General features: G+C 67.2%; 22 protein-coding genes and 2 pseudogenes. 10 read left to right on the forward strand and 14 right to left on the reverse strand.

What is annotated here, in order from left to right:
- Positions 1 to 9 precede the first annotated feature (9 nt).
- The 5 genes and pseudogenes from Mco01_RS31950 to Mco01_RS31970 form a co-directional block, all read left to right on the forward strand.
- Positions 10 to 1599, forward strand: coding sequence for a hypothetical protein (locus Mco01_RS31950; protein WP_204060569.1), 1590 nt, complete (start codon positions 10 to 12; stop codon positions 1597 to 1599).
- Positions 1600 to 1613: 14 nt separating this feature from the next.
- Complete coding sequence (locus tag Mco01_RS31955; protein WP_204060570.1) at positions 1614 to 3044, forward strand: hypothetical protein; 1431 nt, start codon at positions 1614 to 1616, stop codon at positions 3042 to 3044.
- A 92-nt stretch (positions 3045 to 3136) separates the two neighbouring features.
- Positions 3137 to 3385, forward strand: a complete 249-nt coding sequence (locus tag Mco01_RS31960; protein ID WP_204060571.1) for a hypothetical protein — start codon at positions 3137 to 3139, stop codon at positions 3383 to 3385.
- Positions 3382 to 5094 (forward strand): hypothetical protein, encoded by a 1713-nt coding sequence (locus Mco01_RS31965; RefSeq protein ID WP_204060572.1) that lies wholly within the window; start codon positions 3382 to 3384, stop codon positions 5092 to 5094. The genes Mco01_RS31960 and Mco01_RS31965 overlap by 4 nt, the downstream gene beginning before the upstream one ends.
- Positions 5095 to 5139: 45 nt before the next feature.
- Positions 5140 to 5265 (forward strand): annotated as a pseudogene (locus Mco01_RS31970) (IS3-like element IS1141 family transposase); the annotation flags it as partial.
- Between the two features lie 63 nt (positions 5266 to 5328).
- On the opposite strand, the gene Mco01_RS31975 reads toward Mco01_RS31970, so the two are convergent.
- The 5 genes from Mco01_RS31975 to Mco01_RS31995 form a co-directional block, all read right to left on the reverse strand.
- Positions 5329 to 6345, reverse strand: coding sequence for a sigma-70 family RNA polymerase sigma factor (locus Mco01_RS31975; RefSeq protein ID WP_204060573.1), 1017 nt, complete (start codon positions 6343 to 6345; stop codon positions 5329 to 5331).
- 463 nt (positions 6346 to 6808) lie between these two features.
- Entirely contained in the window at positions 6809 to 8059 is a 1251-nt protein-coding gene (locus tag Mco01_RS31980; RefSeq protein WP_204060574.1) for an RNA polymerase sigma factor, read from the reverse strand.
- A 168-nt stretch (positions 8060 to 8227) separates the two neighbouring features.
- Positions 8228 to 8533: a hypothetical protein gene (locus Mco01_RS31985; protein ID WP_204060575.1), complete on the reverse strand. Its 306-nt coding sequence runs from the start codon at positions 8531 to 8533 to the stop codon at positions 8228 to 8230.
- Positions 8534 to 8645: 112 nt separating this feature from the next.
- Positions 8646 to 9401, reverse strand: a complete 756-nt coding sequence (locus Mco01_RS31990; protein ID WP_204060576.1) for a tautomerase family protein — start codon at positions 9399 to 9401, stop codon at positions 8646 to 8648.
- A gap of 172 nt (positions 9402 to 9573) precedes the next feature.
- Positions 9574 to 10239, reverse strand: a complete 666-nt coding sequence (locus Mco01_RS31995; RefSeq protein ID WP_204060577.1) for a winged helix-turn-helix transcriptional regulator — start codon at positions 10237 to 10239, stop codon at positions 9574 to 9576.
- A gap of 77 nt (positions 10240 to 10316) precedes the next feature.
- Between Mco01_RS31995 and Mco01_RS32000 the strand changes: the two genes are divergently transcribed.
- The 5 genes and pseudogenes from Mco01_RS32000 to Mco01_RS39385 all read left to right on the forward strand — a co-directional run bounded on the left by Mco01_RS32000 (position 10317) and on the right by Mco01_RS39385 (position 12195).
- Positions 10317 to 10856 (forward strand): pyridoxamine 5'-phosphate oxidase family protein, encoded by a 540-nt coding sequence (locus tag Mco01_RS32000; protein ID WP_204060578.1) that lies wholly within the window; start codon positions 10317 to 10319, stop codon positions 10854 to 10856.
- Entirely contained in the window at positions 10857 to 11084 is a 228-nt protein-coding gene (locus Mco01_RS39370) for a hypothetical protein (protein ID WP_239104058.1), read from the forward strand.
- A gap of 20 nt (positions 11085 to 11104) precedes the next feature.
- Positions 11105 to 11479: pseudogene (locus Mco01_RS39375) on the forward strand (MFS transporter); the annotation flags it as partial.
- Positions 11480 to 11633: 154 nt separating this feature from the next.
- Positions 11634 to 11876, forward strand: a complete 243-nt coding sequence (locus Mco01_RS39380; protein ID WP_239104060.1) for a hypothetical protein — start codon at positions 11634 to 11636, stop codon at positions 11874 to 11876.
- A 157-nt stretch (positions 11877 to 12033) separates the two neighbouring features.
- The gene (locus tag Mco01_RS39385) at positions 12034 to 12195 is read left to right on the forward strand and encodes a hypothetical protein (RefSeq protein ID WP_239104061.1); all 162 of its coding nucleotides are present in this window, start codon (positions 12034 to 12036) and stop codon (positions 12193 to 12195) included.
- A 99-nt stretch (positions 12196 to 12294) separates the two neighbouring features.
- On the opposite strand, the gene Mco01_RS32010 is transcribed toward Mco01_RS39385, so the two are convergent.
- The 9 genes from Mco01_RS32010 to Mco01_RS32050 form a co-directional block, all read right to left on the reverse strand.
- Positions 12295 to 12849: a GNAT family N-acetyltransferase gene (locus tag Mco01_RS32010; protein ID WP_307825708.1), complete on the reverse strand. Its 555-nt coding sequence runs from the start codon at positions 12847 to 12849 to the stop codon at positions 12295 to 12297.
- Positions 12850 to 13426: 577 nt separating this feature from the next.
- Positions 13427 to 14224 (reverse strand): alpha/beta fold hydrolase, encoded by a 798-nt coding sequence (locus Mco01_RS32015; protein WP_204060580.1) that lies wholly within the window; start codon positions 14222 to 14224, stop codon positions 13427 to 13429.
- Position 14225: 1 nt separating this feature from the next.
- On the reverse strand, positions 14226 to 14561 hold the full coding sequence (locus tag Mco01_RS32020) for an antibiotic biosynthesis monooxygenase (protein ID WP_204060581.1): 336 nt from the start codon (positions 14559 to 14561) through the stop codon (positions 14226 to 14228).
- A gap of 66 nt (positions 14562 to 14627) precedes the next feature.
- A complete protein-coding gene (locus tag Mco01_RS32025) occupies positions 14628 to 16106 on the reverse strand; it encodes an MFS transporter (protein WP_204060582.1) in 1479 nt (492 codons plus the stop codon).
- Between the two features lie 582 nt (positions 16107 to 16688).
- Positions 16689 to 16961 (reverse strand): VOC family protein, encoded by a 273-nt coding sequence (locus Mco01_RS32030; protein WP_204060583.1) that lies wholly within the window; start codon positions 16959 to 16961, stop codon positions 16689 to 16691.
- Positions 16961 to 17236, reverse strand: coding sequence for a maleylpyruvate isomerase N-terminal domain-containing protein (locus Mco01_RS40325; protein WP_204060584.1), 276 nt, complete (start codon positions 17234 to 17236; stop codon positions 16961 to 16963). The genes Mco01_RS32030 and Mco01_RS40325 overlap by 1 nt, the downstream gene beginning before the upstream one ends.
- A gap of 239 nt (positions 17237 to 17475) precedes the next feature.
- Complete coding sequence (locus Mco01_RS32040) at positions 17476 to 18354, reverse strand: SDR family oxidoreductase (RefSeq protein ID WP_204060585.1); 879 nt, start codon at positions 18352 to 18354, stop codon at positions 17476 to 17478.
- 72 nt (positions 18355 to 18426) lie between these two features.
- Positions 18427 to 18651 (reverse strand): SDR family oxidoreductase, encoded by a 225-nt coding sequence (locus tag Mco01_RS40330; protein ID WP_372445000.1) that lies wholly within the window; start codon positions 18649 to 18651, stop codon positions 18427 to 18429.
- Complete coding sequence (locus tag Mco01_RS32050) at positions 18648 to 18911, reverse strand: SDR family NAD(P)-dependent oxidoreductase (RefSeq protein ID WP_204060587.1); 264 nt, start codon at positions 18909 to 18911, stop codon at positions 18648 to 18650. The genes Mco01_RS40330 and Mco01_RS32050 overlap by 4 nt, the downstream gene beginning before the upstream one ends.
- Positions 18912 to 19502 lie beyond the last annotated feature (591 nt).

Genomic DNA, 19502 nt, shown 5'->3' on the forward strand with positions numbered 1-19502 from the left:
GGCGGTTCGATGAGCCAGGCACCCGATGAAGGGCAAGGTCCCCCCAAGAAGCGCAAAGCGCCCACCGGAGGCCGGCAGGACGGCAACACGCGCACGAAGCGCCGCAGACTCACCCGCGAGCAGGAGCAGGAGGAGGTCGTCGCGGACCCCGACGACCCCCCGACCGGTCCGGTGCGCCGCTCGTCCCGCAACCTCAACCGGCAGGGGACTTCCGGCTACTACGCGACGATGGAGTCGGGCCAGCCGACGGGCGGCATGGTCGGAATCCTGCTGGGCGACCAGCCGCCGGACGACTCGTCGGAGGAGGAGCGGCCGGTCGAGCTCAAGAAGCGCAAGCGCAAGACGCCCGTGGAGGCGAAGAAGTTGCCGCCCCCGCCGGGCCAGGAGACCGAGGAGGGACCCGACGGCGACGCCCACATGTCCAAGGAGGACGAGGACAGCGGCAGCGGCGACGACGGCGACTGGATTCTCCTCAAGCCGCCCGCGGCCCTCCAGAACCTGGGCGACCGGCCCGACATCGCCCTGGTGACGTCCGCGGCGATCGACGCGAACGAGATCCTCAGCGACTACCTGTACCAGGCGATCCAGAAGATCCGGGCGAGCCCGATCTACACGACGCTGATCGCCGACGTGTCCGCCGTGGCGCCGGACAGCTGGAAGGACCTGATCGCCGAGCACCTTCAGCTCTCGAAGGGCAAGCTCGCCCTGACGGATGTGAGCCTTCTCCAGACCATCGGCGAGGTCGGCGACTCGGCGGGGATCGTGGTCGTCGACGGGGTCGGCTTCCCCGGACTGGAGGAGGTGTACCGGGAGACCAGGGCCATCGCGCACTACAACACGACCCTGCACTGCATCCACCACGGCGCCGTCACCGCGCCGAAGGCCCCCATGCCGCTGAAGGACGGCGGCGCCTACTGGGCGTACCTCAAGAACGTCACGTTCGAGCTCTGCAACGCCGCGAACCGGCAGAAGTGGCGCGCCATCAACGGCGCCGCCGAACGGGGAGCGCTCGACTGTGTCAGCTTCTGCCTTGCGATGGAGACCCTGGAGTCCGCCACCGAGGACCGGTGCGACGAGCACATGCTGCAGGTGCTCGCCGAACCGTCCTTCCGCACCGTGCTCCACGAGCACGACGACCACCGCCAGATCACCCTGACCGCCCCCGCCGACCAGAAGGTCGTCTTCCTGGCGGGGGTGGGCGACCGGAAGAGCCGCCTCGTCAACAACCTCGGCAGTGATCACACGCTCCAGTACGTCATGACCTGGAAGGACAACTACGCCAAGGCGTACCAGGCCGCCAGCCCCGACCTCTTCGCGGCCTTCGACGCGTGGACGCGCGGCCAGGGGCCCGCGCCCGTCATCCAGCACCACCCCGTGATCCTGAAGCTCATCGACATGGACGTGGACGAGGACGAGGTCCGCGAGTTCCAGGAGTACGTGCAGAAGTGCTACCAGGCGGCCCACATGTCCGGCCGGGACGGCGAGAACGCCGCCGACAGCACCTACGTGGACGAGCCCCGGTCCGGCACCGCGGTCAAGAAGAAGAAGCAGACGCAGGCCAAGAAGCCCACGAAGAAAGACCCACAGCTCCGTAGATAGCCGAAGGCGGTGCCATGAGCGAATCCTCCGGCGAGGAGAAGAATGTCAGGAAACGGCCGCCGAGGCAGGCCGTGTCGAAGACGACGGACGACAACTCGCGGGTGAAACGCGCCCGGAGCGTCAAGAAAGAGAAGGACGATCCGGACGCGACGGCGACCACGACGTCCTTTCCCATCTCCACTGTGGGGCCGCCGCTCAAGAAGTCCAAGCGCACCGCGGTCGTGCCGGACGCGACGGTCGAGAAGGACATCGAGAAGGAAGAGGAGCCGGTCGAGACCGTGGGCGGTCCCGACCCGATCATCATCCACGCGCCGGACAAGGTCGATCACGGGCCCGGCACGCACCCCGACGTCGCCCTGCTGACCGCGACGGCCGACACCAGGGACTACATCGAGTCGGACTACCTGTACCAGGCGCTCAAGCAGCTCAGGGAGAACGACCTGTTCGCCGACCTGCTCACGACGGTGACCAGCCAGGGGCCGGACGACTGGGGCGCCCTCGTCGCCTCCCAGTACGACCCGTCCGTGGTGTTCCGGTCCATGCCCGACGACGTGCTCACCCGGATGGCCAAGGTCGATCCGTCCGTGGGCATCGTGGTCGTGGACGGCGTCGGCTTCGACGACCTGGAGGTGGGCAGGGCCAACGGTGGGCCGCTCGCGGCGTACAACTCGATCCTGCACGTCATCGAGCACAACAAGGTGACCTCCAAGGACGCCCCCTACGCGTTGAAGAACGGCGGCGGCTACTGGACGTACTTCCACGGTGTGCTGTTCGAGCTGTGCAACGCCTCCCAGCGAACCGCCATCCAGGCCATCGACAAGGCCGCGGCCGACGGCGACCTCGACTGCGTGAGCTTCGTCCTCGCCAAGGAGACCCTGGAGGCCGCGAGCGAGGACCTGCACGACCAACTGATGACGCAGGCGCTCCAGGACAAGGCGTGCCACACCGTACGCGACGAGGGCGCGAGCACCACGAGCGTCCTGCCGAGCCCGCAGCCCGCGAAGATGCTCTACGGCAACATCTCCGACTCGCGTGCCGCGCGGCTCACCAGCAATGTGAAGAAGGGCCACGCGCTCGGCTACGTGGACGCCTGGAAGCGCGACTACGCGGCCCAGTACAAGGCCAAGAACGCGGAGTCGTTCGCCCAGTTCGAGCAGTGGCTGGCGATGGCGGGCGACCCGCCCGCCATCGACCACGCGGCGGTGGTCCACCAGTTCACCGGCATCAACGTGACCAAGGACGAGGTCACCAGGATTCAGGACCACACGCGGGAGACCTACGCCAACCCGGACACCTTCGACCCCGAGGCCGCCCAGTCCGACGACGAGGACTTCGTCCTGCCGACGACCACCCCTACGAAGTCCACCAAGCCGAAGAGCACGAAGTCCACGAAGACCACCAAGAAGCCGCCCACGAAGCGCAGGAAGACCGGCGTCAAGAAGTGAGGCGCGGCCGACGCCACGAGAGGCGGGCTCATGAGCGAAGCTCCAGAAGGGAGCCCACCGTCCACCCCGCGCTCCGGCCGGACATCGCGCTGGTGACCTTCGATACGTCCGGGCCGGACTACCTCGCGGGCGATCACCTGTACCAGGTCCTCGTCAAGATCCGCGACAGTCCGATCTCCGTCGAGCTGCTCGGGAACGTGACGAACCAGGCGCCGGACGACTGGAAGGCCCTGGTCGCCGAGCCCACGAAGCCCAAGAAGCAGGTCAAGAAGAAGACCAGGACCCCCGCGTCCCGTGGCAAGACGCCCACCCGAAAGCAGAAGAAGCAGGCGGCCTCATGACCCTCCAAGGCGAGAAGAACGCGTTCAACAAGCGCGACAGGTCGAGTTCGACCGTAAAGCCGGTGAAGCGCCCGAGGCAGAACCCCGCCACCCTGGCGCCCCCCACCCCGACCGTCCCCCCGACGCCGGTCACGGCAATCCGGCTGCCCACGATGTCGGACCCGTTCGCGAGCATGACCTGGCTCAACCCGTCGTCGTCGACCACCACCACCAAGCCGCTGAGCACGCCGATCGCGACACCCACCAAGCCGCTGAGCACGCCGATCGCGACACCCACCAAGCCGACGACCAAGCCGACGACCAAGCCGACCTCGACCTCGACCACGACCAAGACGCCCGCCAAGCCCCCGGCGATCAGGAGGCTGACGCCGGCCAAGGGCGGCACGACCCCCACCTCTTCGGGGAGTACGACAACGACGCCCCCGCCCACCACGACGACGAGCGCCCCGACCATGATGGGCGGCCCCGACCCGATCATCATCAAGGGCCCCGCCACGAGCACGAGCAGGGGCCGCTCCAGCTCCGCCCCGGCGCCCCCCACCCGACCGGACATCGCCCTGCTGACCTACGACGCGCAGGACCCGCGCGACATGCGGAGCGACTACCTGTACCAGGCGCTCCAGAAGATCCGCAACAACACGATCTTCACGGACCTGCTCGACAAGGTGACGAGCAAGGCGCCGGACGACTGGAGCTCGCTCGCCACCACCCAACTCAGCCTCCCGGACACCGACCGACTCATGGAAAAGGACGTGCTGGACCGGCTGGTCAAGGTCCCCAAGTCCGTGGGGATCGTGGTCGTCGACGGCGCCCACTTCCCGCAGCTCGAACAGGAACGCGACGACAACGGGCCGCTCGCGTCCTATAACTCGGAGCTGCACGTCATCCAGCACGCTCCGCTGGCGGACACCGACAACACCCCTCTTCCGCTGTCCCAGGGCGGCGGCTACTGGGCGTATCTCCGCGACGTCACGTTCGAGATGTCCAACGCCTCGCAGCGCGACACCCTGCAGCGCATCGACCAGGCGGCGAAGGCGGGCGACCTCGACTGCGTCAGCTTCACGCTGGCGAAGGAGACGCTGGAGACCACGAGTGAGACGATCCATGATGACCTGATGAGCAAGGCGCTCAACAGCAAGGACATCCGCACCATCATCGACGAGGGCGCGACCAGACCCTCGGAGGTGACCGTGCCGGAGCGCGACTCGATCCTCTACTCCACCATCCAGGTCGCGCCTAGCGTCCGGCTCCGTGGGGCCGTCCAGGGCGGGCACGCGGAAGGCTTGATCGGCCTGTGGAAGCAGGACTACGCCGGGCCGTACCAGGCGAAGAACGGCACGCAGTTCGCCGCGTTCGACGCGTGGACGAAGGGCACGGGCGGCAAGCCGACCGGGATTGACCACGCGGGAACCGTCTTGCGGCTCACCGGCCAGCGCGTGAGCTCGTCGGACGTAGGGGTGATCGAGAGCGACACGCTACGGAGGTACGACGGCCTCCAGGTCGACGCCCCCGTCTCGACGACGACCACCGGCACCCCGCACACCACCGGCGGCAGTGGCAGTTCGAGCAGCAGCAATCGCAGCAGTTCGAGCTCGAAGCCGAAGAAGGCGAAGAAGACGAGCAAGTCGGCGAAGAAGAAGACGACCACGCCCAAGACCCCGCGCTCGACGAGCGGCAGTTCCAGCGGCGGCAAGCATGTCATCACGTGACGCGGGACGCCACCGCACTGACGCCAGCCACCGGCTGTGGGACTGCAGGCACACGTGCACGCCGACCGGGGCACCTCGATGACTTCCAAGCCGGTCGCGGCGCTGCTGGTCGACTTGAACATCGCGCAAAGCCACAGCCGGCCCCGAGTGTCTAACGACAATCCCTACTCTGTCGGGGTAAAAGTCTCCTGTCGCCATGATCGGACCACGCAGGCAAAGGTGACCTGGGCAGGGTCAGGGGCATGGAACGTCGTCATTGGCGTCGGGCAGGCTGCTCGGCAGGTCGAACGTCGCGAACAGTGCGCTGTCCTGGAATGAGACCACCCGTGTGATCTGTGACGCGGCGAAGGTCAAGACCTGGATCGAGTGTGCCCGGTGGATGCCGTCATGGTCACGCCGATAGGTGGCGATCGCCGGTTGGCCGTTGGCGGCGGTCGGGATGACGTGGATGTCTGCGGGGTTGGCGGGGATCCGGGAGGCGAGGAAGCGAGCGATTGCCTCGCTGCCGAGGAACCAGGTGGTGATCGGGGGCATTTCGTACACTGCGTCGGCTGCGAGGAGCTCCATGAGCCCGGTGATGTCGGCGTTCTGGAACGCGGTGGCGTACCGGTCGAGCAGCGCGCGCTGGTCTGGGTCGGCTGGTTCGAGGAGCTCGTCTTCGGTGGGTGCGGCCTGTTCGAGGCGTGTCCTGGCTCGTTGCAGCAGGCTGTTGACGGCGGCGTGTGAGATGTCGAGCAGGTTGGCGACCTCGGGTGTCTGCCAGCTCAGCACGTCGCGCAGGATCAGCACGGCGCGTTGTCTGCCGGGCAGGTACTGCAGGGCGGCGATCAGAGCCAGCCGCGTCCCCGCGCGGGAGGCCACGATCGAGGCGGGGTCGGGCGCCGTGGTGACGAGCAGTGCGTCGGGCAACGGCTCCAACCAGGCCACCTCCGTCAACGGCGCGGTAACGGGCGCGTCAGCCCCTTCGGCCGGGCTGTTCAGGCCCGAGGGCAGCAGACGGCGGCGGCGGTTCTCAAGCGCCCTCAGGCAGGCGTTGGTCGCGATCCGATACAACCAGGTACGCAGTGACGCCCTGCCTTCGAAGCCGGCATATGAGCGCCAGGCGCGTAACAGGGTCTCCTGCACGAGGTCCTCGGCGTCGTGCACCGAACCGAGCATGCGGTAGCAGTAGGCCAGCAGTTCGTGACGGTAGGGATCGGTGAGTCGGGCGAAGTCTTCGCTGCCAGACGTCATCGTTGCCGCAGGTTCCATCGCCGTCTCCCCAGTGTCCTCACGCGCGTTTCCATGGCTCGGGTTCCCCCTTTGTACAGACCCCGATCGGGGCCGAAAATCATCGGTCGTTGTCGTGACCCGTCCACGCGGAGCCGCTCGACGGTTCACTGCCCAGCGTCACTACGCCGGCACACCATCATGCTCTGGGCAGGGCCAAGGCCCTGTCCGCAGGTGAAGCGATGGATCGTACGCGGCCGACCGATGAGTTCGGATGCCCGGCCGTATCTGTACGAGTGACGGCACGCGATCGCCCCAGCAACGCGCGGCCGGGAAGTCACCGGGATTGGGGCGTGATGGTGCTGAAGGAGATGAGAGAGAGCGAGCGCTCGATCCGTGACCTCAGCACGGCGATATTGACAGTCCGGCGCTCGGTCTCCTGGGCGAGGGAAGCCCGTCGTCGACCACGAAGCGCACTTCGGGGACCGCTGCGTCCTCGTGCGCGTCAGCTTGCCGTCAGCGCGTCCAGGCGTCGCTCCAGCTCGGTGCGTTCCACGCTGTTCGCGGAGAGCGCGATCGCCCGCTCATAAGCGCGGCCGGCGCCGGTCAGGTCGCCGGCGCGCTTGAGCAGTTCGGCGTGCGCCGCGTGCAACGGCTGGTAGTGCTCCAGCGCCTGATTGCTCAGCAACGGCTGGAGCAGTTCGAGACCGGCCTGTGCCCCGTAGGCGAGCCCGACCGCGGTCGCGCGGTTGACCTCGACCACCGGTGAAGGATCGAGCCGGCCGAGCGCCTGGTACAGTTCCGCGATCCGCGCCCAGGCCAGGGGGTCGTCGTCCGCCACCCGCATGTGCAGAGCGGCGATCGCCGCCTGGAGTTGGTACGGGCCGGGGCCGCCGGAACGCACCGCGCGCTCCAGCGCACGCAGACCTTCACCGATCCGCTCCTCGTCCCACTGGGATCGCTCCTGGGCCTCCAGCGGAACGTAATTCCCTCTTTCGTCGACCCGGGCGGCGCGACGGGAGTCCTGCAGCAGCATCAACGCCAGCAATCCCCACGCCTCGGCATCGCCGGGCATCAGCTCGCACACCAGGCGTCCCAGACGGATCGCCTCGGCGCACAGCTCCGCCCGCACCAGACGGTCGCCCTCGCCGGCGGAGTACCCCTCGTTGAAGATCAGATACACCACGCGGAGCACACCCCGTACGCGACCGGGGAGGTCCTCGTCCGGGGGCACGCGGTACGGGATGCCCGCATTGGCGATCTTGTGCTTGGCCCGGACGATGCGCTTGCCCATGGTGGGTTCCGCGACGACGAACGCTCGTGCGATCTCGCCGGTGGTCAGGCCGCCGAGCGTGCGCAACGTCAGCGCGACCCGCGCCGGGAGGTCCAGCGCCGGATGACAGCAGGTGAAGATCAGCCGCAGCCGGTCGTCGGCGATCGTACTCGCCTCGGCCGCCGGCGGATGCTCGTGTTCGTTCAGGCGCAGCAGCGCGGCCAGCCGCTCGGCGCGATCGGAGATCGACTGTTCACGGCGCAGCCGGTCGATCGCGCGCCGCCGGGCCGCGACCGTGATCCACGCCGCCGGATTGTCGGGAACCCCGTCACGCCGCCAGGTCGCGAGCGCGGCCTCGAACGCGTCCTGAACGGCGTCCTCGGCCAGCTGGAAGTCACCGACGTACCTGATCAAGGTGGACAGGACGGCCGCCCGTTCGTCCCGGAACACTCCTGCGGCCGCCGTCGTGACCACGTCACCCATCGTCAGTCCTCGCCCGTCTCCCGGACGTTCACGCTCACCTGGCCGCCTTCTCGCCCGATCGCGGACGATGGCCGCCTGTGTCATGCCTCGGAAATTTTGGGCCGAGACGCCCGGAGACGGCCAGACCGGTCGGTGACTCCTGTCGCAGGCGGTGCCGCACCGCCGATATCAGGCCCCAGGAAATCTGTAGGACCCGACGACGGAGCCGTGGTTCACCTCCGGCGGTGCGACCATGCGCTCGGTCGCGCTCTGCGCGAACTTCTGAAACGACGGGAGTTCGCCGAGGACGTCGTCCTCGGTCTCGGACAGGAGGAGGTGGACGAAGCCCACCCCGTCGGGCAGGCTGACAGTGAGGTATCGGATACCGCCGGGGTCCTTCTCGTTGAGTTCCGCGTAGACACGCTCGATGAGCTGCTGGTTCTCCTCGGCGGCTTCGGGTTTCGTTTCGTAGCGGATCACGCTGATCTTCTGCATCTCGGCTCTCCTTCGATCGACGGGGACTTACCCGGGCTCTGTGGGATGACGGGGCCCGTGACCACGCGGGGCGTGCCGGTGGATCCGGCACGCCCCATTCCGGCGTATGTGCCTAGTGGTTCAGCGCCGCCACTGCCTTGACGATCTCGGGATTGTCCGACTGAAGGGCGCCGGACCAGCCCGCGTTCTCAAGGGGGTAGTGGTTCATCAGCAGCAGCGTCTCGTCGGTGTCGGCGATGCCCTGGTAGCCCTCCGCGATCGCACCGAGGATCTTCCTCGTCATGGTCCTCTTGACATGGAGGTCGTCGAGTTCCGGGGCTTCGAGGAAGCAGAGCGGCTTGATGGGCCCGTCGTTGACACGCCCGTTCTGGGCGACGTTGTCCGGCGAGTACTCCCGAAGCCAGACCCGGACGTCGGCAAGGTGCTGGTAAGCGGTGTCGATGGCCTCGGTGATCTCCGCCATCATCTTCCGCTTGGCCTGATCACCGATTCCGATGGGGGCTTCGATCAAAAACTGCGGCATGTCTGTCTCCTGTTCGTACATGGCTAGAGGGTGTCGGCAACCAGACGCCGGCGCGCCGGCGTTCTCTCGCCGATCAACACAGTTGGACAATACAATGATCTGGTTGGAAAAAACAACCAGCTTGTTCGTCCAAACCGGCGTGGAGGCTGCGACGGTTGGCCGAGGCGGCGACGACGAGCGCAAGGGCAGGAGGAGACCGTACGGCGGCACGACCATGCGTGGGTTCCATCCGCCTCGTTGGTTCGCCACCACACCGCGGCGGAGCTTTGCGGCCGCCGCCCCCCATGAACTCATCGGCCACGCGAGCCGAAGCAGCTGCTTCGGAGTACGGAGCTCGATGTGCATGTCTTCACGCTCCGCAGCGCCGGCGGAGCGGTGGCCGTCGAAATGCGGAATCCTGATGGCCCGATGGAGGAAACGCCACCAGCCGGCCGGGAAGCGCGCCTGACCCTGTGAGGCCGGGTGAACGCCAGGGTGCGATATCGGCGGGCGATGGCAGACCTATGCGGTCACAGCACTAGCCATCGCTGCCGGAGAACGGTGCGAGGAGGAGGTCGACGAGGCGCTGCCGGGCGTCTTCGTGGCCGTCCAGGCACGCGCTGCCGGTGCGGGCGGCGTCGGCGATGGTCACCTGATGGGCGCACAGGGCGCGGAGGGTGTCCAGGTCCGTACTGATCGTGGCATCGGGGGGCTCGGCCGCCCGACGCCGGTCGATCCGTACGGAATCCGCGCTGACTTCGGCGACGTAGGTCTCCCCGTCGACGTGGAACTCGTAGACACCGCGCAGTTCGGCGGCTCGGCTGGGGTCGAAGCCCGCTTTGACGCTGAGCAGAAGTGAGTCCAGGCCGAGTTCGCCCTGAGGCGGAGAGGGCGCGTCGTTTCCCCATTGTCCGAGTTGGAGCAGGATGGGCTCCAGGCGGCGGCCCCATGCGGTGAGTTCGTAGACGTGGACCCGTGCCGGAGCGCCGAGGTCGCGGCGCTCGACGACGCCCTCCTCGGCCAGCTCACGCAGTCGCTGGCTCAGCACGTTCGGGCTCACGCCGGGCAGGCCGCTCAGCAGGTCGTTGAAGCGCTTGGGCCCGAGCAGCAGGTCGCGGACCACCAGGAGCGCCCATCGTTCGCCTATGGCATCCAGCCCCCGGGCCACACCGCACGCATCACCGTAGCTACGCCTGGCGTTCATGGCTCCACGATATCGGCAGGTTAACCTAAAGGAGTTTAACTTGTTTTTTAGGAGTTGCTTCCTTAGGGTCGGCAGGTATGAGCATCCTCGACAGCGAGACGACGAACCTGCCGCAGGGTGACCTGCGACTGCTGGGCACCCCTACGGCGCAGCGGCTCCTCACCACGGTCCCGGTGGCACGCCTGGCCTACACCGGCAAGGACGGCACGCCGCGGCTGATCCCGGTCAACTTCCTGTGGAGGGGCGGCGAACTGGTCATAGCGGCGTTCGCCGGCACCTACAAGATCCGGGACCTGCGCGCACGCCCCGACGTCGCCGTCTGCATCGACACCACCGACGCTCCTCCGGAGGTACTCATGCTCCGAGGGCAGGTCACGCTGGCCGAAGTCGAGGGCGTTCTCCCCGAGTACGCGACGATGCAACGCACGATGATGGGCGAGGCAGCCGGCTCCGCCTACATCGAGGCGATAGACCAGCCCGGACTGCGCATGGTGCGCATCGCTCTGCGGCCGACCTGGGTAGGCGTTCTGGACTTCCAGCAACGGTTCTCGGAACGGACGCCCGCCCCCGTCCTGGCCGCTCTGGGGGTCGCCGCCGAGACCACCGAGAAGATCTGAATGCACCAGCAGCGGGAGCCCATGACGGTTGTGGCACGACCTTACGCGCCACAACCAGGCTTCACGCCGAAGGTGATTCCCATGGCCCGATCGGGCGTCGAATCCTCCGCGCGACTCCATTCGGCCGGCGCCCCACTCGCGGTCCTGGCCGTCGCGCAGTTCCTCATCGCTGTGGACTACTCCATCGTCTACATCGCGCGCCGAGCATCGGCCAAGAACTCTCCTTGACCGAGAGCTCCGTGCAGTGGGTGGTCAGCAGCTACGCGGTCTTCTTCGCCGGGTTCCTCATCGTCGGCGGCCGGGCGTCGGACCGTTTCCGCCCCCGCACCCTGTTCATCACCGCGATGTTCCTGTTCGGGGCCGCCTCCCTCGCCGGAGGGCTCGCGCCCGGCACGTCCACGCGGCTGATGGCCCGCGCCGCCCGGGGCGTCCCCGCCGCGCTCCTGTAACCCGCCGTAATCAGCCTGATCAACATCTCCTTCGCCACAGGCTCGGCGCGCAACAGGGCTCTGTCGGTGTGGGGAGCGGTCGGCGCCTCCGGCCCAGCGGCCGGCGTGATCCTCGGGGGCCTGCTCACCACGGTCTCCTGGCGCGGGGTGTTCCTCGTCAACTTCCCGCTGGCCGCCGTGTGCGCGGTGACCGCGTCCCGGGTGATCCCCAGGGCCGCCGAGGCCGTGCGCAGGCACACCACGCTGAACCTCACCAGCGCGATCCCTGCTGCGACGGACCAGGTCCCTGATCGTTGGCTGCGGTTCGACGGCCTTCTACATGGCCAGCGTGGGCAACCAGTTCTTCGTCGTGACGCTGCTCATGCAGCAACTGCGCGGCTACGGGCCCATCGCGGCCGGTCTGGCGTTCCTGCCGATGGCCGTCGCCGTCGCCGTCGCCGTCGCCGTCGCCAACTCCGTCTCCGCGCGGATCGTCGCTGCGCTCGGCGTGCGCCGCACGCTGGCCCTGGTCTTCGCCGCCGCCGCGGGCTGCTGCTGGCGACCCAGGCCGGCGGGGACGACTACGTCGTGAACCTGCTGCCCGGTCTGCTGCTCACCGGCTTCGGCCACGGCGTCACCTACGTGGCGATGTTCATCGCCGGTACGGCCAACGTCGAGGACCGCAACCAGGGGGTCGGCAGCGCCATGATGACGACCTCGCAGTACATGGCCGCGCGCTCGGCGTCGCGGTGCTGGTCCTGGTGCTCGGTCCGGAGCCGGGGGCCGCCGGCGTCTGCTGGGCGTTCGCCACCACGGCTGCGGCCACGGCGGCGGGCGCCGTGCTCGCGTGGTTCGGCCTCACCCGCAGGCGGCCGGACGCGGTCCCGGAACCGGCGGAGGAGCGCGCGTGAACCGCCGTGACTTCCGATCACGGCGCCGGGGCGGCGGGATGTGACGGAGGCGTCTTCCGGCCGGAGTTCGGCAAGCACGTCAAACGCAAGTCACGTGCGTCACCGGCTACTTGTCATGTACGGCCGGGGCGGCCCGTCGTGGTGAGCGTGCCAGTCGGGGGCGAGTACCGACATGGCGATGGCGTCGTGCCAGTGGCCGTCCCACAGGAGCGCATCCCGTCGGATCCCCTCGCGGACGAAACCGATCTTCTCGTAGACGTGGAGGGCCCGGGTGTTGAACGCGTACACCTCCAGGCCGACCCGGTGCAGCCCCACCGTCTCGAACGCGTGGGCCAGCACGAGTCGCAGCGCCTCGGTGCCGTACCCCTTGCCGTACACGCGCGAGCCGACCAGGGCGATCCGCAGGTTGCAGGCCAGATTGGCGGCGTCAAGCTCGTTGAGCACGACCTCGCCGACGTACGCACCACTGGCCGCGTCACAGATGGCGAGGTCGAGCCGGTCGTCGTGGGCGGCGCGGGTGGCGTACCACGCGGCGGCGGCTTCGTAGGTGAACTCTCCCTCCCCCTGGGAACCGGTCAGTCGCCGGGTCTCTGGGTCGCGCACCAGCTCCCACAAGCCGTCGACATGCTCAGGGGCGACGGGCTGTAGAACCACACGCTCTCCATTAAGGGTCGGTTTGTCGCTCAGCATCACAAGATCCTTAGTCTCACGGGCAAGTCATCGGTTTCTCAAATCTGCCGTAAAGCCACCAGGCTCCCGACGTTGGCGCAGAACCAACGCCCGCATCCCTATCCAGGGCCCCCGGATTGAGTAGTACGGCATCGGATTTCGACGACGAGAACGCTTACGGGCGGAAAGGGAGGACTTCGGTATCTCCAGCACCGTGCGGAGCTGGTACCGGTCGGCGCAGTAGGTCGAGACCCCGAGCTCGACGCAGACGCCGCCCGAGAACGACCGGCGCTGCAGGAGCAGCACGGCGCCGCCCCGGGGGCAGTTTGAGAAGGCCGGCGTCCCCCCGGGTCGGCGATGCCGCCGTCGATGGTCAGCTCGCCCGCGTCCAGCACCACCCCGTGGCGGGTCTCCAGCAGGGCGTAGAGCGACCGGCCGGACAGGTCGTGGGCGGCGAGGTCGGGGGCGAACGACCGCGCCCGAATCGGTGGGCGAACGCTCGATCGCTGAGCAGACTAACCTGCGGACGAGCGGCTCGGGTGCGTATGGCCCACGTCCATCATCATTCCGCGTCCCCCTTCCGAAGAAATGTCGTGATGATATTCAGCCACTCTTGCGGGCGTTCACCGAATGGCGCATGGCCGGTGTCGATCTCGACTGCCTTCGCACCCGGGATGTTCTCAACGAGGTTTCGTTGCGTGCTGGGATGAACGAGGCAGTCGCCTGCCGTGATGATCACAAGCGTTGGTACTTTGATCTGCGCCAGGTCCTCACTGACATCGACCCGCTCCAAAAAGTCGGCCTGTTCTACCGTACCCGGTGGGAAGGTGCTGGCTATCCGCGCAAGCGTGACCTCCAGTCTTTCGGCTGGCAAGGTGTTCAGAGTCTGAGCGCTGAAGGCCATGAGGGTGCCGAATTGCGCGAGAAGTTCACGATTTCCAGACTCGTACAGCTGGCGCCAGATCGAGTTCCAAAGACGCAATCTGGTATCGGGCCGAGCGAAGGTGGCGGTGAGCACGAGAGCTGTGACGCGCTCAGGGTGCCGTACGGCAGCACGGATGGCAATCGGTCCTCCCATGGAGATGCCGGCGATCGCGAAGGTGTCCAACCCCTCGGCGTCGGCGGCGGCGACCATCTGGTCCGCGAGTTCGTCGATGTCGAGCGGGGTGCTGGACCGAACTGTCGCACCGGACCCCGGGAGGTCGACTCCGACGACGGTGTGATTCGTCGCGAGCCCGTCAAGAATCGATCCGAAATGGCGCTCAATACTTCCGTTTGCGCCATGGAAGAGCACCAGGCCACCACCGGCACCGCCGACCGTACGAGCGAAAATCGGTTCAGGCAGAACAGTGCTTTCCATTTTATTCCTCATTCTTCGCGTCAGGAGCGGCCTGGCTCCAAAAGCGGTACGATCCCACGAGAGTCGCGGTGTTTCGCGTGCGCGTGCCGGGAATCTGGCGCTCACCGATTCCTTGCTGAAACGCCTTGAACGCGGCGGAGTTCGACAGCGGATCGCGTTCATCCTCGGTGATCGCGATATGAACGAACGTCACACCGTCGTCGAGTCGGAACGCGGCGTAGCGCAATCCGCCGGGATCATTGCCAGCGAGCTCGGAGATGACGGTCTCGACCAGGCGCTGATTCTCATCGGCAGATTCAGGACGGGTCTCGTACTGGACTATGGTCACATTGCTCATTACGTTTCCCATGTGCGTGAGATGGATTTCCGACCTGCTGGGTGCGCCTTCATCGGCGCATGGTGCTCATCCGGTGGCATCGAGCCGCTCGGCCCGGCGCACGGTGCGTGCCAGGACGATCCCGCAAAGGACGCCCGCGAGGCTCAGTAGCGCCATCCATTCCGCCGACGTTGACATCGCGTGCGCCGATGAGAGCGCCCGCGCCAGTGGAAGCGCAGGCAGTGGCGTGGCCAGGGAAAGGTAGACGGTCCCGAACGCGGCGACGCCTATGAGCTGCCCGAGTTGCATCGTGGTGGTCAGCACCCCGCTGGCGTCTGCCGCCTTGGTGGACGGCACGTGAACCAGCGCCTGAGTGAGCAGCGGACTGAGGGTCATGCCCATCCCCACTCCGCCGACGACGAGAGCCGTCCACAGGAGCGGGCTGTCTTGAGTACCGTCATGGAATCCGAGGGCGATGCCGATGTAGCCCAGGACGGAGATCGCCATCCCGGCTGGCGACAGGAGGTGGTGGATGCGTTCGGGCAGCGCCCGCCAGGAGAAGCCGACCAGCCCGAACACCGCCGCGACCGGGACGAAAGTCAGACCGGCACGCAGCGCGCTGTCGGCCAGTCCCTGTTGCAGGTGCAGCGCGAGGGTGAACATGAAGCCGCCGTAGGTGACCTGCATGCAGGTCAGGGTGCCAAGCCCTGATATCAGTCCCGGGGCCCGCAGGACCGCCAGGTTCAGCAACGGGTCGCCCCCGCGGGCCGCGATGCTCCGTTCGACCAGGACGAAGACCCCGGCCAGCACGATCCCCGTGGCGATGCATACGAATGTCCAGGCCGGCCAGCCGGCTTCGTGCCCGAGCACCAGCGGCAGCACGACCAGGACCACCGCCGGGACCGCGATGACCAGCCCGGCGAAGTCAAGCCGGCGGGTACCACGGGGCTCATCGGCCGGCACCAAGCGGGGGATCAGCGTCACCAGAATGATGCCGAGGGGGACGTTGACCAGGAAGACCGACCGCCACGAGGCGTCCAGCAGGTTCGTGCTGACCAGCACGCCGCCCAGAATCAGACCCGCCAGGGAGCCGATCGACAACACGAGCCCATAGGCCGACAGCGCCTTCGCGCGTGCCGGACCTTCGAACCGCATCTGGATGACACTCATGATCTGCGGCACCATCACCGCCGCGCCCGCGCCCTGCGCGAAACGGGCGATGATCAGCGTCGCGCTGTTCGGTGCGATGCCGCATACCAGTGAGGTGCAGGTGAAGACGACGGCCCCGAGCAAGTACATCCGCCGCCGGCCATAGAGGTCACCGAGCCTCGCACCGGTGATCAGCAACATCGCGTAGGCGACCGTGTACCCGCCGACCACCAGCTGCAGGGACGCTCCGGAGGCATGCAGATCCGCCCCGATGGTCGGCACCGCCACATTGACGATGGTGACGTCAAGCAGCCCCATGAACTGACCGAGCAACAGCACGGCCAGCATCAGCCAGAGCCGCCCTCCCTGCTGGACCTTCGAGTGGGATGGTCGGGTTGTGAAATCCGGAATGACCATGTTCGGTTCCTTTCCTTTTTGCCCTGTCGTCGCCTGGCAGGGGCCTGCGCCGATGTGCTGCCGCTGAACCCTGTCGAGTCGAGCAGAGGTCGTCCAGAACGACACCTCGCTGCATCCACGGCGACATCCCGGCTGCGGCGCCGGAGGGGGCGATCGTGTGCGGTCACTCGTACAGATACGGCCGATCCCTCAAACTCATCGGTCAGCGCGGACCATTCGCCGATCCGCATGCCGACCTGGTTCTGTCGGTGACACGTGTCGTCGTCTGCCGGTCTCCTGCGACAGCGATCGTTTCCGCTGGAAAGCGATGTCGCTGAGAAGTGACGGCGCACGGCAGCCCGGCACAGGCCGTTTCCGCCAGTGCGGCACTCGCTCAACGCGGGGACGACGCCCTCCAGCAGGCGGTCGAGGTAGTGGCCGGCTTGAACCGGACATGTCCGGGTGCGTGACGGTCAGCCAGGCAAGCACTTGGCCTTCCGAACGCTCCCGCACGACCAGTAAGACCTTCGCAGTATCAGGGCGGGACAGCGGCGTGCGAGGGGCCCTGCACGCCCGGTCGAAGCCGCGGCATGACGTGGGTGGCTACCGGGGACGCACCCCCAGGTGTTGAGAGATGCGCAGTAGGTAGCCGTCCGGGTCCTGTACCGCGAATTGGCGTACGCCGACAGCGTCGACGGTGCGCTCGTACCAGCGCTCTTCCAACGGCAGCCGCATCTCGTGGCCGACAGCAAGCAGCGTGGCGTGGATCTGGTCCACGTCGTCCACATCGACGGTGAGGTTGATCCCACGCCCGTTGGGATGGTCCATTTCCACGCGCGGATAAAGACGGTCGCGGCTCAACGGCTGCTCCAGCATCAGGTCCGCCGCGTCACGTTCGAGGTAAGCAAATCGCTCCTGGGGGCGCTCGATGGCCCTGAAGTGCTGAACGGGAAGGTGACTCCACCCAGCCTGGCCACGTGGATCCTCGCTACGTCGCGCACATGGCGGACGACCTGGTGTATTGACCACTCCGAGCACCGCGACTGCATGTTCCAACATGAATCCGGCATGTTCTGCACCAGGTCGACAAGGGCGCGGCGCCGAATCGTGAGGGGTTCGATGAATGTCTTCCGCTCCGCCGCTCCAGCCATCCATCTCTGACAATTCGTAAGACGCGTCTTCGGACATCACGGATGTGCCTCCGCCTCCTGGCACGGTGGAACGTCGACGCGATCGAGCTGAGGAACGCCGGGACGAGGCAGCCCGGTACGACACCCCGCCCCCACTGCGGTGACGTCCCCGCCGCACGTCGGCGGGAAACGATCGTGCGCGTTCGCTCGTACAGATACGGCAGATCTGCAAGCTCATCGGCCGGCCGCGCGAGCCCCGGTCAAAGGCGGAGGAACGCCTTGGCGTGGCGCTGGGCGAACTCGGCGAAGCTCGTGGGCCGTACGCCGAACGCCTCATGGATCTCCGTACGTACGTAAGACTCGGGATGGCGGCTGCGCTCGGCGAGTTGGTCCTTGATGATCTGCGCGAACGCTTCGGGCACACCCAGCTCCCTGAACTCGCGCAGCTTCTCCTCCAGGGATACGGGCACATAGGTGAAGGTCGTCCCCGTGGCCTGTGAGATGTGCTCGACGACTTCCTTCATCGTCAGGGCCTCCGGCCCCGTCATGTCGTAGGCCATGCCCTCATGGCCGTCGGAACGCATCAGCGCGACCGCGACCTTGGCGATGTCCTCGACATCGACAGGTGACAACTGGATGTCGCCGATCGGCAGGCGGAGTTCCCGACGGGCGGCGTCCACACCGGTGAGGGCGCCGGGCAGGTAGCGGTGCATGAACTGGGAGGGGCGCAGATGCGTCCACGCCAGGCCGGACGCTTCGAGATGGCGTTCGATCTCCACATGTTCACGGGTTCCCTGGAACTTGAAAGGATCGAAGCCGATCCCGGACTCCTTCCCGGACAGCTTCATGATGTAGGGGACGCCGGCCGCCTTGACGGCGTCGATGAAGGCGTACTGGGTCTCCGCCATCCGCTTGTCGGCGGAAGAGATCATGAGAACACGGTCCACGCCGCGCAAGGCCGTTGTCAGCGACTCGGCGCGCAGCATGTCGCCCTGGACCAACTCCACGCCTGTCAATCCGCGCAGGGGCCGGGCCATGTCGGGGCTCCTGAACAGAGCTCGGACAGGGGTGTTCTGCCGGGCGAACTCGCGGACGATCGCCGATCCAGCCAGCCCAGTGGCTCCGGTGACGAGAATCATAGCTACAACCTTAGTAGTAATCACTACAACAAAACAAGCACGTTTGGCGCGACGTGCGTCGCGAGGGTCTAGTCAAAGATGGGGGCCACGGCCTGGGTCTGCTGGGGAATCCCGTGCTCTGCCGGACCAGGCGCGGTGGACGGCCGGAGAAGCAACGACAGCTGTCGTGGTACGGCCGCCGTCCACGTCCAGGACAACGCCGTGGACGAACGCGGCCTCCTCACTGGCGAGGTAGACCGCGGCATGCGCGATGGCCTGGGGCTTACCCATGCCCCCTGCTGGAGTGCCGTTCATCATGACCTCGCCGGGTGCGTCACGCCCGGCATGGGCTCGTGGATCACGCCGGGCGAGATCGCGTTCACGCGCACGCCGTGCCGGCCGAACTCGGCGGCCCAAGCTCGCGTGAGGGTCTCCGGGGCCCCCTTCGTGGAGCCGTAGAGCGTCCCCACCGGAACGCCCAAGCGTACGATCCATGAACTGAGATTGATGATCGCCCCGCCCCCCGCCTCGATCGTGGCCGGAGCGACTGCGGCGGTCAGGAAGAACGGCGCCTTCACTTTGACCGCCTAGACCTGCTCGAAGGTCTTCCGCGACATTGATCAAGCAGGCCCGCGTCGCGAGGCTGCGGGTCGTCGGGGGCCACGGTGATGCCGGCTCTCTCGGCTTTCTCCACCACGCGGAGCGAGGCCAACCGGGTGCCGGCCGCCCGCGAGGCACTCGTCGCGGTGCGGGCGTTCTCCGTCAACCGGGGCGAGCTTGCGCACCTGCAGGCGCGGACCTCGAACTGGCGTCCCGGGCAGGACGTGGCTGGGGTGGTGCTGGAAGCGGCAGATCCAGGCGAACCTGGCAGGGGGAGTGGCCCGGCTCTACACGGCCGCCGGCTGAGCGACCGGTCCGGGCATCGGCCGCCGGCTCACTGCGGTCGGCGATGAGTGCCGTCAGCGCCACGGCTTTCCGGTCCAAGTCGGCATGAGTCTTGCGTCGAGTACATGGGTCACCGCGAAGGCATGGAATGAACACCCGACGCGGCTCAAGCACTGGGAGATGGACATATGGCAAGCAATCGGTCGGAGATGGTCCGGGACCACTGGCGCAGAATGAGGGAGGCGGCCGTCGCGAACCCGGACGAAACTGCTGCCGACGTCCGC

Origin of the sequence: Microbispora corallina (assembly GCF_016863035.1) — a bacterium.
Taxonomy (GTDB): Bacteria; Actinomycetota; Actinomycetes; order Streptosporangiales; family Streptosporangiaceae; genus Microbispora; species Microbispora corallina.

What these genes read in the sequence shown, in the direction of transcription:
- Mco01_RS31950 (WP_204060569.1), top strand. Translation starts at nt 10, where the DNA reads ATGAGCCAGGCACCCGATGAAGGGCAAGGTCCCCCCAAGAAGCGCAAA.
- Mco01_RS31955 (WP_204060570.1), top strand. Translation starts at nt 1,614, where the DNA reads ATGAGCGAATCCTCCGGCGAGGAGAAGAATGTCAGGAAACGGCCGCCG.
- Mco01_RS31965 (WP_204060572.1), top strand. Translation starts at nt 3,382, where the DNA reads ATGACCCTCCAAGGCGAGAAGAACGCGTTCAACAAGCGCGACAGGTCG.
- Mco01_RS31975 (WP_204060573.1), bottom strand. Translation starts at nt 6,345, where the DNA reads ATGGAACCTGCGGCAACGATGACGTCTGGCAGCGAAGACTTCGCCCGA.
- Mco01_RS31980 (WP_204060574.1), bottom strand. Translation starts at nt 8,059, where the DNA reads ATGGGTGACGTGGTCACGACGGCGGCCGCAGGAGTGTTCCGGGACGAA.
- Mco01_RS31985 (WP_204060575.1), bottom strand. Translation starts at nt 8,533, where the DNA reads ATGCAGAAGATCAGCGTGATCCGCTACGAAACGAAACCCGAAGCCGCC.
- Mco01_RS31990 (WP_204060576.1), bottom strand. Translation starts at nt 9,401, where the DNA reads ATGCACATCGAGCTCCGTACTCCGAAGCAGCTGCTTCGGCTCGCGTGG.
- Mco01_RS31995 (WP_204060577.1), bottom strand. Translation starts at nt 10,239, where the DNA reads ATGAACGCCAGGCGTAGCTACGGTGATGCGTGCGGTGTGGCCCGGGGG.
- Mco01_RS32000 (WP_204060578.1), top strand. Translation starts at nt 10,317, where the DNA reads ATGAGCATCCTCGACAGCGAGACGACGAACCTGCCGCAGGGTGACCTG.
- Mco01_RS39370 (WP_239104058.1), top strand. Translation starts at nt 10,857, where the DNA reads ATGCACCAGCAGCGGGAGCCCATGACGGTTGTGGCACGACCTTACGCG.
- Mco01_RS32015 (WP_204060580.1), bottom strand. Translation starts at nt 14,224, where the DNA reads ATGGAAAGCACTGTTCTGCCTGAACCGATTTTCGCTCGTACGGTCGGC.
- Mco01_RS32020 (WP_204060581.1), bottom strand. Translation starts at nt 14,561, where the DNA reads ATGAGCAATGTGACCATAGTCCAGTACGAGACCCGTCCTGAATCTGCC.
- Mco01_RS32025 (WP_204060582.1), bottom strand. Translation starts at nt 16,106, where the DNA reads ATGGTCATTCCGGATTTCACAACCCGACCATCCCACTCGAAGGTCCAG.
- Mco01_RS32030 (WP_204060583.1), bottom strand. Translation starts at nt 16,961, where the DNA reads ATGCTGGAGCAGCCGTTGAGCCGCGACCGTCTTTATCCGCGCGTGGAA.
- Mco01_RS40325 (WP_204060584.1), bottom strand. Translation starts at nt 17,236, where the DNA reads ATGGCTGGAGCGGCGGAGCGGAAGACATTCATCGAACCCCTCACGATT.
- Mco01_RS32040 (WP_204060585.1), bottom strand. Translation starts at nt 18,354, where the DNA reads ATGATTCTCGTCACCGGAGCCACTGGGCTGGCTGGATCGGCGATCGTC.
- Mco01_RS40330 (WP_372445000.1), bottom strand. Translation starts at nt 18,651, where the DNA reads ATGATGAACGGCACTCCAGCAGGGGGCATGGGTAAGCCCCAGGCCATC.